Origin of the sequence: Halomonas sp. 328, from assembly GCF_015645095.1 — a bacterium.
GTDB lineage: Bacteria > Pseudomonadota > Gammaproteobacteria > Pseudomonadales > Halomonadaceae > Bisbaumannia.
On record NZ_JADOTW010000050.1, the window covers coordinates 1 to 12,120 of the forward strand.

10 protein-coding genes and 1 pseudogene are annotated in these 12,120 nt (G+C 66.5%); 3 read left to right on the forward strand and 8 right to left on the reverse strand.

Annotated elements, in window-relative coordinates; genetic code table 11:
- Window positions 1-1,117: 1,117 nt before the first annotated feature.
- From IHD13_RS17375 to IHD13_RS17400, 6 genes are all read right to left on the reverse strand, one after another.
- The gene (locus IHD13_RS17375) at window positions 1,118-2,101 is read right to left on the reverse strand and encodes a branched-chain amino acid ABC transporter permease (protein ID WP_195862301.1); all 984 of its coding nucleotides are present in this window, start codon (window positions 2,099-2,101) and stop codon (window positions 1,118-1,120) included.
- On the reverse strand, window positions 2,101-2,988 hold the full coding sequence (locus tag IHD13_RS17380) for a branched-chain amino acid ABC transporter permease (protein WP_195862302.1): 888 nt from the start codon (window positions 2,986-2,988) through the stop codon (window positions 2,101-2,103). Before IHD13_RS17380 ends, IHD13_RS17375 begins: the two co-directional genes overlap by 1 nt.
- A gap of 62 nt (window positions 2,989-3,050) precedes the next feature.
- A complete protein-coding gene (locus IHD13_RS17385) occupies window positions 3,051-4,268 on the reverse strand; it encodes an ABC transporter substrate-binding protein (protein ID WP_195862303.1) in 1,218 nt (405 codons plus the stop codon).
- Window positions 4,269-4,321: 53 nt separating this feature from the next.
- A complete protein-coding gene (locus IHD13_RS17390; protein ID WP_195862310.1) occupies window positions 4,322-5,014 on the reverse strand; it encodes an ABC transporter ATP-binding protein in 693 nt (230 codons plus the stop codon).
- Between the two features lie 62 nt (window positions 5,015-5,076).
- A complete protein-coding gene (locus IHD13_RS17395) occupies window positions 5,077-5,847 on the reverse strand; it encodes an ABC transporter ATP-binding protein (protein ID WP_195862304.1) in 771 nt (256 codons plus the stop codon).
- A 434-nt stretch (window positions 5,848-6,281) separates the two neighbouring features.
- The gene (locus IHD13_RS17400; protein WP_195862305.1) at window positions 6,282-7,661 is read right to left on the reverse strand and encodes an L-serine ammonia-lyase; all 1,380 of its coding nucleotides are present in this window, start codon (window positions 7,659-7,661) and stop codon (window positions 6,282-6,284) included.
- 180 nt (window positions 7,662-7,841) lie between these two features.
- On the opposite strand from IHD13_RS17400, the gene IHD13_RS17405 reads away from it, so the two are divergent.
- The 3 genes from IHD13_RS17405 to IHD13_RS17415 all read left to right on the forward strand — a co-directional run bounded on the left by IHD13_RS17405 (window position 7,842) and on the right by IHD13_RS17415 (window position 11,183).
- Window positions 7,842-8,765 carry a LysR substrate-binding domain-containing protein gene (locus IHD13_RS17405; RefSeq protein WP_195862306.1) on the forward strand — a complete coding sequence of 308 codons (924 nt, stop codon included), beginning with the start codon at window positions 7,842-7,844 and terminating at the stop codon, window positions 8,763-8,765.
- Window positions 8,766-8,835: 70 nt separating this feature from the next.
- On the forward strand, window positions 8,836-9,468 hold the full coding sequence (locus IHD13_RS17410; protein ID WP_195862307.1) for a hypothetical protein: 633 nt from the start codon (window positions 8,836-8,838) through the stop codon (window positions 9,466-9,468).
- A gap of 143 nt (window positions 9,469-9,611) precedes the next feature.
- Entirely contained in the window at window positions 9,612-11,183 is a 1,572-nt protein-coding gene (locus tag IHD13_RS17415; RefSeq protein WP_195862308.1) for an AbgT family transporter, read from the forward strand.
- Between the two features lie 236 nt (window positions 11,184-11,419).
- Here IHD13_RS17415 and IHD13_RS18600 read toward each other — a convergent pair.
- Window positions 11,420-11,683: pseudogene (locus IHD13_RS18600) on the reverse strand (beta-ketoacyl synthase N-terminal-like domain-containing protein); the annotation flags it as partial.
- Window positions 11,676-12,120 (reverse strand): sulfatase-like hydrolase/transferase (locus IHD13_RS17425; protein ID WP_326838386.1); only part of this gene is annotated, 445 nt, incomplete at its 5' end. The pseudogene IHD13_RS18600 and the gene IHD13_RS17425, both read right to left, overlap by 8 nt.

Consider the following 12,120-nt stretch of genomic DNA (forward strand, 5'->3'; position numbering starts at 1 on the left):
GCGATGATCTACCTGATTGGCAGCCCCGTGGGCCGCTTGTCCGATCAGGCCAAATCCACATGAAGTGACGAAGAACCGTTTTTCATGCGTTTTCCCTGCGCAAATAACGCTGAGCACAGCGGCGCCACGACAGTGGCGTCCGGCGGCCATCGGCCGCGAACTGCTGCGACTTGTTAAAAATTAGAACGATCTGTAGAACCGTTTTCTATCTTTCTTATATAGAGTAATTGCTGTCCCCCAGAAAGACAGCAAGCAACCCAAAGCAGCTTTATCGTAGTGCCGTAAAAATTTCTGTTTGATCACATCGGTAATAGAGCTCATGGGGCCAGACAACTCGAAATTGGAGAGCTGATAGCCGCCCCACACTTGGATTACAACAAACCCAACCACTCCGAGGATAATGGCCCACTGAGTTCGCTTCGAGTAGGCCAAGATCACCAAAAAATCATTGAACCAATCCTTCACAAATACTGCCTCCTTGCATTTTTAACAGGTATTAGACGGCGCTCTATGATTGGATCAACGTGCCGGCACGTTCGTCCGAAAAATGTAGCCTACTGCCTGGCGCCAACCCACTGATTTACATCCAAATCAATTATAGCTTGGCGTCATATGCAGAATTCGCGCGACTTCCGCTTTTGCCGGTTTCAATCATCAGGGGTGACTGGCTGGTGAGGTGGTGAGGGCTCCAGGCACGCTACCGCCCCTACCCTGCGTCTTATGATGGCGGCCGCCATCCATGCGGTAGTCCCTGCGTGCGTGTTGTCGTTCCTGACCATCTCAGCGGCCTTAAGGATCAAGAGTAAGCAAGGGGTGGGAGGGATGCAAAGGTTGGGGTGGTGGGAAGGGGTTGGAGATTGGTAGGGGGTGGTGGGCAGTGGCATGGAGAGTCAGGATCGCCCTGCGGGCGATATCGCCGGCTGAAGCCGGCTCCTACGGGTGGTGGTGGTTTTCCCCAAGGCCGCTGACCGCTTCCCGGCAGACTGCGGGTCAATCGCGCGGAATCCGCGCTCCCACAACCCCAGTGGCTTTACCTGAAATCAAGCAGTTATCTGCAACACCAGTGGTGGTGGCAGAAAAAAGGCGCCCGGGGGCGCCAAGCTTGAGGCATGGGGGCTTACTTGAAGTTCTTGCGGTAGGACTTGAGGATTTCGCCGACGATGCCGCTGCGGAAGCTGAGGACGCAGACGACGAAGATGATGCCGAGGATGACGTTGACCCAGTTGCCGAGTGGCGATTGGGCCAGCAGGTGCTGGAGGCTGACCACCAGGCCGGCGCCGACCAGGGGGCCGAACAGGGTGCCGACGCCGCCGAGCAGGGTCATCAGGATCACTTCGCCGGACATATGCCAGTGGGCGTCGGTCAGGGAGGCGAGCTGGAACACTACCGTCTTGGTGGAGCCGGCCAGGCCCGCCAGGCCCGCGGAGATAACGAAGGCCAGCAGCTTGTAGGCGTCCACGTTGTAGCCCAGCGAGACGGCTCGGGGCTCGTTTTCGCGGATCGCCTTGAGCACCTGGCCGAAGGGCGAGTGCACGGTGCGCTGGACGATGGCGAAGCCGATCAGGAAGACCGCGAAGACGAAGTAATACATGGCCAGGTTGCTACGCAGGCTGATCAGCCCGAAGAGCTCGCCCCGGGGCACGCCGTGCAGGCCGTCTTCGCCGCCGGTAAAGGGCGACTGCACGAAGACGAAGTACATCAGCTGGGCCAGGGCCAGGGTGATCATGGCGAAGTAGATGCCCTGGCGGCGGATGGCCAGGGCGCCGAACAGGGCCCCCAGCGCCACGGCGGCGGCGGTGCCGGTGAGAATGCCCAGCTCCGGGGTCAGCCCCGGGTGGCTGGAGAGCAGGTAGCCGGTCACGTAGCCGCCGGTGGCCAGGAAGGCCGCATGGCCGAAGGAGAGCAGCCCCGCATAGCCCAGCAGCAGGTTGAAGGCGCAGGCGAAGAGCGCGAAACACAGCACCTTCATCAGGAACACCGGGTAGGCGACGAAGGGGGCCACGAGGCCCACGGCCAGCAGCGCCAGATAGAAGGCGTTGCGTCGCCACAGGGCGCGGCGTTGCCGCTGCAGGGTGGGAGAAAGGGTCTGGGTGGTGTCCATCATGCCTCCTTACCGAAGAGTCCCGCGGGGCGCAGCAGCAGCACCAGGATCATCACCAGGAAGATCACGGTGTTGGCGGCCTCGGGGTAATAGACCTTGGTGAGCCCCTCGATCAGGCCCATGGCCAGGCCGGTGAGCACGGCGCCGAGGATGGAGCCCATGCCACCGATCACCACCACCGCGAAGACCACGATCAGCAGGCTCGAGCCCATGGTCGGCGACACCGGGTAGAGGGGCGCGGCCAGCACCCCGGCGAAGGCGGCCAGTGCCACCCCGAAGCCGTAGGTGAGGGTGATCAGCAGCGGCACGTTGACGCCGAAGGCCTGCATCAGCGCCGGGTTCTCGGTGCCGGCGCGCAGGTAGGCGCCGAGGCGGGTGCGCTCGATCATGAACCAGGTGAACAGGCACACCGCCAGGGCCGCCACCAACACCCAGCCACGGTAGATGGGCAGGAACATAAAGCCCAGGTTGACGCCCCCTTGCAGGGCCGGGGGAATCGGGTAGCTGGCCCCGGAGACGCCGAAGAAGTTGACCAGGGCGCCCTCGAAGATCAGCGCCAGGCCGAAGGTCAGCAGCAGCCCATAGAGGTGGTCCAGGTGGGCGATGCGCCGCAGCAGCAGCCGCTCGATCAGCATGCCCAGGGCGCCCACCACCAGCGGCACCAGCAGCAGGGCGACCCAGTAGTTGATGCCCAGGTAGCGAAAGCCCAGCAGGGCGGCGAAGGCGCCCAGCATGTATTGGGCGCCATGGGCGAAGTTGACGATCTTCAGCAGGCCGAAGATCACCGCCAGGCCCAGGCTGAGCAGGGCGTAGAAGGCCCCGTTGATCAGCCCCAGCAATAGCTGCCCCATAAAGACCGCCAGGGGCACCCCAAATATCATCGTCATGACAGCACTCTCCTCGCCGGCGCAGGAAGGCGGCCCCGGTCAGACGGGGCCGCGGGTCGGTCTCAGTTCTGAACCAGGCGACACTGGCTCTCGGAGAGCGGACGATAGGCCTGGTCGGCGGGGATGGTGGCGAGGATATGGTAGAGGTCCCAGTCGCCCTGAGACTCCTGCGGGGTCTTCACCTGGGCCAGGTACATGTCGTGCACCATGCGGCCGTCGGCGCGGATATGGCCGTTGCGGGCGAAGAAGTCGTGCACCGGCTGCGACATCATGTACTCGCGCACCGTGGCGGTGTCGTCGCTGCCGGTGGCCTCCACGGCGTTGAGGTAGTGCATGGTGCTGGAGTAGATGCCCGCCTGCACCATGGTGGGCATGCGGCCGACCCGCTCGTAGTAGCGCTCGGACCACTCCCGGGCCTCGTCGTCCATGTCCCAGTACCAGCCGGTGGTCAGCAGCAGCCCCTGGGTGGCCTCCAGGCCCATGGCATAAACGTCGTTGAGGAACACCAGCAGGCCGGCGAGCTGCTGGCCGCTCTGGGTCAGGCCGAACTGGCTGGCGGTGCTGATGGCGTTGACGGTATCGGCGCCGGCATTGGCCAGGCCGACGATCTGGGCGCCGGAGCCCTGGGCCTGGAGGATATAGGAGGAGAAGTCGCTGGTCGGGAAGGGATGACGCACCTTGCCGACGATGGTGCCGCCGTTCTCGGTGACCACCCGCTCCACATCGCCTTCCAGGGCGTGGCCGAAGGCGTAGTCGGCGGTCAGCAGGAACCAGTCGTTGCCGCCCTGGTCGACCACCGCCCGGGCGGTGCCGTTGGCCAGCGGGTAGGTGTCGTAGACCCAGTGGATATGGTTGGGGGTGCAGTGCTCGTTGGTGATGCTGGAGGCGGCGGAGCCGGAGACCAGGCCCAGCTTGTCGTGCTGCTCCAGGACGTTGGTCACGGCGATGGTCACCGAGGAGGCGACCATGCCCGCCACCATGTCGACGTTGCGCTGGTCGACCCACTCGCGCACAGTGTTGGCGCCCACGTCGGCGCTGTTGCGGTCGTCGGCGCTGAAGACCTCGATGGGGGCGCCGTTGACGCTGCCGCCGAAGTCTTCCACCGCCATGCGCAGGGCCTCCAGGCCGCCGGGGCCGGCCAGGTCGCGGTAGGTGCCGGACATGTCCGCCAGGTAGCCGATGCGCACGGCGTCGTCGCTGATCTCGGCCTGGGCGCCGGTGGCGGCCAGGGCGGTGGCGAGGGCGATGCTGCCGGCGAGGGACGTCTTGGTAAGGGTCATCCTGATCTCCATGGGCTCGGGGCCCGTTATTGTTGTTGCGGGCGAATGGGGGGTCAGACCCCCAATAGCTGGTTGAGGTGGTCGCGGCGGCCGGGCAGTTCGGCGGCGCTGATCTCCTCGACGATGCGGCCGTGCTCCATCACGAAGTGACGGTCGGCCAGGGGCGCGGCGAAGCGGAAGTTCTGCTCCACCAGCACGATGGTCATGCCCCGGGCCTTGAGCTTGATCAGCACCTCGCCGAGGGCCTGGACAATGACCGGGGCCAGGCCCTCGGTGATCTCGTCGAGCAGCAAGAGCCGGGCGCCGGTGCGCAGGATGCGCGCCATGGCCAGCATCTGCTGCTCGCCGCCGGAGAGGCGGGTGCCCTGGCTGCGGCGGCGCTCGTAGAGGTTGGGGAACATCTCGTAGATCTCGTCGAGACTCATGCCCCCGGAGCGCACCGTGGGCGGCAGCAGCAGGTTCTCCTCCACGTCGAGGCTGGCGAAGATGCCGCGCTCCTCCGGGCAGTAGCCCACCCCCAGGCGCGGGATGCGGTGAGGCTTCATGGCCAGGGTCTCGGTGCCGTTGATGACGATGGAGCCGGTGCGCCGCCCCACCAGGCTCATGATCGCCTTGAGGGTGGTGCTGCGCCCGGCACCGTTGCGGCCCAGCAGGGTCACCAGCTCGCCGCGCTTCACGTCGAGGTCGACGCCATGGAGGATATGCGACTCGCCATAGAAGGCGTGCAGGTCGCTGACCCTGAGCATCTCCGCGCCGTCATGGTCCCGGTAGCCGGCACCCTCCAGTTCCAGATTCTCGGCAAGCTGTGTCATGCGCTGACCTCCTCTTCGGCTTCGCTGCCCATATAGGCCTCGCGCACCCGTGGGTCGGCGGAGACGCTGGCGTAGTCGCCCTCGGCCAGCACGGCGCCCCGGGCCAGCACGGTGATGCGGTCGCAGAGGCGGCTGACCACGCTGAGGTTGTGCTCCACCATCAGCACGGTGCGCCCCTTGGCGACGCGGCGGATCAGCTCGACGATGCGGTCCACGTCCTCGGCGCCCATGCCCTGGGTGGGCTCGTCGAGCAGCATCAGGGTGGGATCCAGGGCCAGGGTGGTGGCCACTTCCAGGGCGCGCTTGCGCCCGTAGGGCATCTCCACGGTGAGCACCTCGGCATAGTCCGCCAGGCCCACCTCATCGAGCAGCGCGAAGGCGCGGTCGTTGAGGTGATCGAGGCTCTTCGCCGATTTCCAGAAGTGGAAGGAGGTGCCGATGGGCCGCTGCAGGGCGACGCGCACGTTCTCGAGGGCGGTCATATGGCCGAACACCGCGGAGATCTGGAAGGAGCGCACCAGGCCCATGCGGGCGATCTGGTTGGCCTTCAGGGCGGTGATCGCCTCGCCCCGGTAGAGGATCTCGCCGCGGGTGGGTGGCAGGAACTTGGTGAGCAGGTTGAAGACGGTGGTCTTGCCGGCGCCATTGGGGCCGATCAGGGCATGGATATGCCCTTCCCTGACCTTGAGATCGACGCCATCCACGGCGGTGAAGCCGCGAAATTCCTTGGTCAATCCCCGGGTCTCGAGGATGAACTCCTGGGTCATGGGATGTCCTCTGGGCACTGGCATGCCCTGATCTTGTTGTTGTTGGAAGGCATTGGCGGAGGGCGCCAACACTTTACGTTAACGTAAGCTAGAACAGGTTGCGCTCCTCCTTCAACTAGCGAAACGTTGAACTCGACCAAGGGTGTAGAGACACGCCCTTCGGGCGATATCGCCAGGGCGACTCCGTCGCCCAATCGCGCGGGAAACCCGCGCTCCCACAAAACCCGTGGCCACCAAGCCTACCGTGGGAGCTCGGCTCCGCCGAGCGATTGGCGCCGCCAGGCGCCTTGATCGCCCTTCGGGCGATATCGCCGAGGCGTCGGACCGGCAGAATCTGCGCTCCCACGGCGGTATTCACGCCAAAGTGAGAAGAACCAAAAAAAAGGCGCCCGAGAGGGCGCCCAAAGGGTTGATACGAGAGAGAAAGGGTTACATCAGCATTCGATGGCGTTGACCGCGAGACCGCCGCGGGAGGTCTCCTTGTACTTGTCCTGCATGTCGCGACCGGTGTCGCGCATGGTGCGGATCGCCTTGTCCAGGGAGATGAAGTGTTCACCGTCGCCGCGCAGGGCCATCTGGGCAGCGTTGATCGCCTTCACCGAGGCGATGGCGTTGCGCTCGATGCAGGGCACCTGCACCAGGCCCCCCACCGGGTCGCAGGTCAGGCCCAGGTTGTGCTCCAGGCCGATCTCGGCGGCGTTCTCCACCTGGCCCACCGAGCCGCCCATCACCTCGGCCAGGCCGGCGGCGGCCATGGCGCAGGCGGAGCCCACCTCGCCCTGGCAGCCCACCTCGGCGCCGGAGATGGAGGCGTTCTTCTTGCACAGGATGCCCACCGCGCCGGCGGCCAGCAGGAAGTCCACCACGTCGCGCTCGCTGGCCTCGGGCTGGAACTTCATGTAGTAGCTGAGCACCGCCGGGATGATGCCCGCGGCGCCGTTGGTGGGCGCGGTGACCATGCGCCCGCCGGCGGCGTTCTCCTCGTTCACCGCCAGGGCGAAGACGTTGACCCAGTCCATGGCGGAGAAGGTGGAGGCGATCAGGCTGTGGCTGCCTTCCATGGCCACCAGGCGGCGATGCAGGGCGGCGGCGCGGCGCTTGACGTTGAGCCCGCCGGGCAGCACGCCCTCGTGGGCGAAGCCGGTATCGATGCAGTCGCACATCGCCTGCCAGATCGTCCACAGGCCGTCGCGGATCTCCTGCTCGCTGCGCCAGGCCTTCTCGTTCTCGAGCATCAGTTCGCTGATGCGCATGTCGTGCATGCGGCACAGCGCCATCAGCTCGGCGGCGGAGTTGAAGTCGTAGGGCAGCGGCGTGGTGTCGGTGTCCAGGTCGCCCTGCTGGGCCTGGGCCTCGTCGATCACGAAGCCGCCACCCACCGAGTAGTAGGTGTTGCGGTAGAGCTCGTCGCTATGGCCGTGGGCGATCAGGCGCATGGCGTTGGGGTGGTGGGGCAGGTTCTCTTCGAGCAGCTGCATGTCGCGGGGCCACAGGAAGGGGATCGCCAGGCGGCCATCCAGCAGCAGGCTCTGGGACTCCAGCAGCTCCTCGATGCAGGGCGAGATGATGGTGGGGTCGATGCGATCGGGACGCTCGCCCATCAGGCCCATGATCACCGCCCGGTCGGTGCCGTGGCCGATGCCGGTGGCGGAAAGCGAGCCGAAGAGCTGCACCTCGACCCGGGCCACCCGCTCCAGCAGGTCCTGGGCGCGCAGGCTCTCGACGAAGTCGTAGGCGGCGCGCATGGGCCCCACGGTATGCGAGCTGGACGGCCCCACGCCGATCTTGAAGAGGTCGAACACACTGATGGACATCTCGCTTACCCCCGGGCGACGTCGGCCGTCGCCATTCAGACAATCTCGTCTCGACACATCAATCTGACTAAAGCATCGGACATCATGGGCTGCCTCGTCGAGGCGTTTTCGCTATGTTCATGGGGATCGAATCGCGAGACAATCGAAAATATCTTCTCCTGGATTTAGCAAAACTCAACCATGAGCCGACACCTCAATGCCCAGACCCACGCCTGGCTGAAGGTCTTCGCGGTCAGCGCCCGGCACCTCTCCTTTACCCGCGCCGCCGAGGAGCTGCACGTAACCACCGGGGCGGTGAGTCAGCAGATCAAGCAGTTGGAGGAACGCCTGGGCTTCAAGCTGTTCCGCCGCCTGCCGCGGCGCCTGGAGCTGACCGACGAGGGACGGCGCCTGGCGGCGGTGGTGGACGAGGCCTACCAGGCGGTGGGCCAGGAGGTGCGCCGGCTGCGTTCCGGGGTGATGAGCGGCATCCTGCGCCTGCGCAGCGTGCCCTCCTTCCTGGCCAAGTGGCTGATGCCGCGACTGTCGCGGCTGCAGGCGCGCTTCCCGGACATCGAGCTGCAGGTAATCGCCGAGGACAGCAATATCTCGCTGCGCGACGGCGACTTCGACCTGGCCATCGACCTCAACGATGGCCACTACCCGGGCTTTTCCATCACCCCGCTGATGGACGAGCTGATCTTCCCGGTCTGCGCGCCGGCGCTGCTGCGCGGCAAACCGCCCCTGCGCCGCCCCGAGGACCTGGCCTACTACCCGCTGCTGCATGACGTGACCGCCTGGCGGGGCAGCCACGACTACGCGGAGTGGGAGCACTACCTGGAGGCGATCGCGGCCCCCCACGTCAATGTGCGCCGCGGCTACACCTTCAACCGCAACCAGCTGACCATGGAGGCGGCCATCGCCGGCATGGGGGTGGCCATCGCCCGACGCACCCTGATCACCGACGAGCTCAAGACCGGCGCCCTGATCGCCCCCTTCAGCGAGCGGGTCGCCACCGGCAAGCAGTACGGCATCGTCTACTCGCCGGGGGCCCTGGACGACCGCCGGGTGGCGGCGGTGCATGACTGGCTGGTAGAGGAGGCGCGACGCGGGCGCGGCGACTGAGGCCACTTACGAACATACAGTGATGACGGTATGATGGCGGGCTTTTCGTCACGGCCATTCTGTCTCGACCATGCCACTATCGTCGCCCTACCGCCTGTCGCCCCTGGTCCTACGGGCCTTCTTCTATATCTTGCTGGTGGCCCTGCTGGCCCAGGGCACCCTCTGGGAGGCCCGCCACCTGCCCAATGTGCGCTTCACCGAACGGGGCTTTACCGAGCTGGCCCAGAGCGCCCTGCTGCTCGCCAGTGCCCTGCTGCTGCTCCATGTGCGCCAGCGGCTGAAGGTGCTGCCCCAGGTTACCCTGCTGCTGTTCGCCTTCGTCACCAGCTCGCTGATCCGTGAACAGGACTACTGGCTGGATACCTATGTGGCCGAGCATACCTGGAAGGTACTGGTCACCCTGGTGATCCTGCCCTGCCTGGCCTCGGTGATTCGCCATCGCCGCGACTTCGCCGAGGAGCTGGCCGGCTACGCCAACAGCTTCTCCTTCGGCCTGTTCGCCGCCGGCGTCCTGACCACCTATGTCTTCTCGCGCCTCTACGGCCGCAGCGACTTCTGGCAGGCGGTGCTCCAGGAGCAGTACCTGCGCACCTTCAAGGACGCCGCCGAGGAGGTGGTGGAACTGTTCGGCTATGCGCTGATCCTGATCGCCATGATCGAGCTGGTGATCCTGGCCCACCACTGGCGCCGCAGCCGCGCCTGAGCCCCGGCGCCAGGCCCTCTCATCCGCTGGATAGCGTCATGCATGAATTCGATTGCTGTCTGCCATAACGCCACGTAATGTCGCGCGCATTGCCATAAAGGCAGGCTTTTTTACTGTCAATCGAAACTTCAAGAGAACTCTTCATGCAAAGCTCGCACCCGCGGAGTGAACGCCTGCGTCGTGGCGCCTTTACCCGCTTCCTCGATAGTGTGGAGTGGCTCGGCAACCTGCTGCCCCACCCCGTGACCCTCTTCGCCATCCTCTGCGTCCTGGTGGTCGTCGCCAGCGGCATCGCCGCCGCCCTGGGCGTCTCGGTGGCCGACCCACGGCCGGCCAATGAAGGCGAGTGGCTCGCCGTCAACTCGCTGCTGAACGCCGAGGGGCTGCGCCGCCTGGTCACCGAGATGGTCACCAACTTCACCGGTTTCGCGCCCCTGGGCACCGTGCTGGTGGCCATGCTGGGGGTCGGCGTGGCCGAGCACTCGGGGCTGCTCTCCGCCAGCATGCGCGCCCTGGTGCTGGACCGCTCGCCGCGCATCGTCACCTACGCGGTGGTCTTCGCCGGCATCATGTCCAACATGGCCGCCGAGCTCGGCTATGTGGTGCTGATCCCGCTGGCGGCAATGATCTTTCACTCCCTGGGACGCCACCCCCTGGCGGGCCTGGCGGCGGCCTTCTGCGGCGTGTCCGGCGGCTATAGCGCCAACCTGCTGATCGGCACCGTGGATCCGCTGCTCTCCGGGATCACCCAGGAGGCGGCGCGGCTGCTCGACCCGAGCTATGTGGTGGGCGCCGAGGCCAACTGGTTCTTCATGATCGTCAGCACCTTCATCGTCACCCTGATCGGCGGCCTGGTCACCGAGCGCATCGTCGAGCCCAAGCTGGGCAAGTTCGATGCCAGCCAGGCCGAGGCGGACATCGAAAACCAGCAGATGGCCACCCTCTCGACCACCGAGAAGCGCGCCCTCAAGGGCACCGGCCTGGCCGCCCTGGCGCTGGCCGCGGGCCTGGCGCTGCTGGTGGTGCCGGAGTGGGGAGTCCTGCGTCACCCGGAGACCGGCCTGGTCAGCGGCTCGCCCTTCCTGCGCGGCATCGTGGTGATCGTGGCGGTCTCCTTCACGCTGCTCGGCTTCGTCTATGGCCGCCTGGCCGGCACCATGCGCGGGGATCGGGATATCGTCGACGCCATGGCCAAGAGCATGAGCAGCCTGGGCCTCTATATCGTGCTGGTGTTCTTCGCCGCCCAGTTCGTGGCGCTGTTCAACTGGAGCAACTTCGGCACCGTGATCGCCGTGGCCGGCGCCGACCTGCTGCAGAGCCTGGGCCTGCGCGGGCCGCTGCTCTTCGCGCTGTTCATCCTGATGTGCGCCTTCGTCAACCTGTCGCTGGGCAGCGCCTCGGCCCAGTGGGCGGTGACCGCGCCGATCTTCGTGCCGATGCTGATGCTGATGGGCTATGCCCCCGAGGTGATCCAGGCCGCCTACCGGATCGGTGATTCGGTGACCAACCTGATCACGCCGATGATGAGCTACTTCGGCCTGATCATGGCGGTGGCCGCGCGTTACCGGAAGGACCTGGGCATCGGCACCCTGGTGGCGCTGATGCTGCCCTATACCCTCTTCATGCTGATCGGCTGGAGCCTGCTCTTCTTCCTCTGGGTGTTCGCCTTCGGCCTGCCGGTGGGCCCCGGCTCGGCGACGCTCTACAGTCTCTGAAGCGGCGCCGGGCGAGGGAGCGCCCGGCGGCTTCGTCGCCACCAACGAAAACGCCCGCGGCCAGGGCCCGGGGCGGTACTTTTGGCGGGGGGGGGGGGCGCCCTCCTCCCAGGAGAGGAGGAGCGGGGCGGAGGGGGGAGGGGGGGGCCGGGCGGGGGGCCCCCGCCCGCCGGGGGGGGGGGCCCCCGGCCGCCTCCCTGGGCCCCGCGGGCAACCCCCGGAGGCGGCCCTGGGTGGGGGCCCTGGTTGGCGGCCTCTCGCGGCGAGATGCCGAAGAAGGCGGCATCGAAGCCGCTGACATCCCCGAGGCTGCCGGCGGCAAAGGTGACGCTGGTCCCCGGGTGGCGCCGGTCGGGGTGCTGGTAGGCCTCCTGGCTCCAGCGCTCTTCGGCGACGCGGGTGACCATGTCCTTGCCGCCCTGCAGGTCCTGCCAGAAGGTCTCGGGCGTGGTGCCGGGGAAGCGATGGGCGGCCCCGATGATGGCGACGCGTCTAGTCATGTCTTGCTCCTGATGTCACTGGGTCTTCCTTGAATCGTGCGCGGGCCGGGCCTGTCTGCGCCGGGTCGGCCTGGGCGAGCAGGGTCGCCTGCAGCAGGGTGCCCAGGTCTACCACCGACCGCTCGCGGGGTGCCGCCGTACCGCTGGCCCGGGGGGACCAGATGGCGTAGTGGGTGTGTCCGGCGGGTGGCCCGTGGCGGTTGTAGGCCTCGGGCAGGATGGGTACATGGTCGCCGTACCAGCAGAGCAGCCCGGGGCGCGAGTGCGCGGTGAGGGCCCGTCGCAGCCGGGCGATCATGCGATCGGCGTTGGCCAGGTGGCGCAGGTAGATGGCGAGGTCGTCATGGTCGAGCGAGCGCGGCGCCTGGGCCTTCAGCTGTGCGTAGGCGTCCTCGGGCACGGGGCGCTCGAGGTGCAGTGGCCCGTGGTTCTCCATG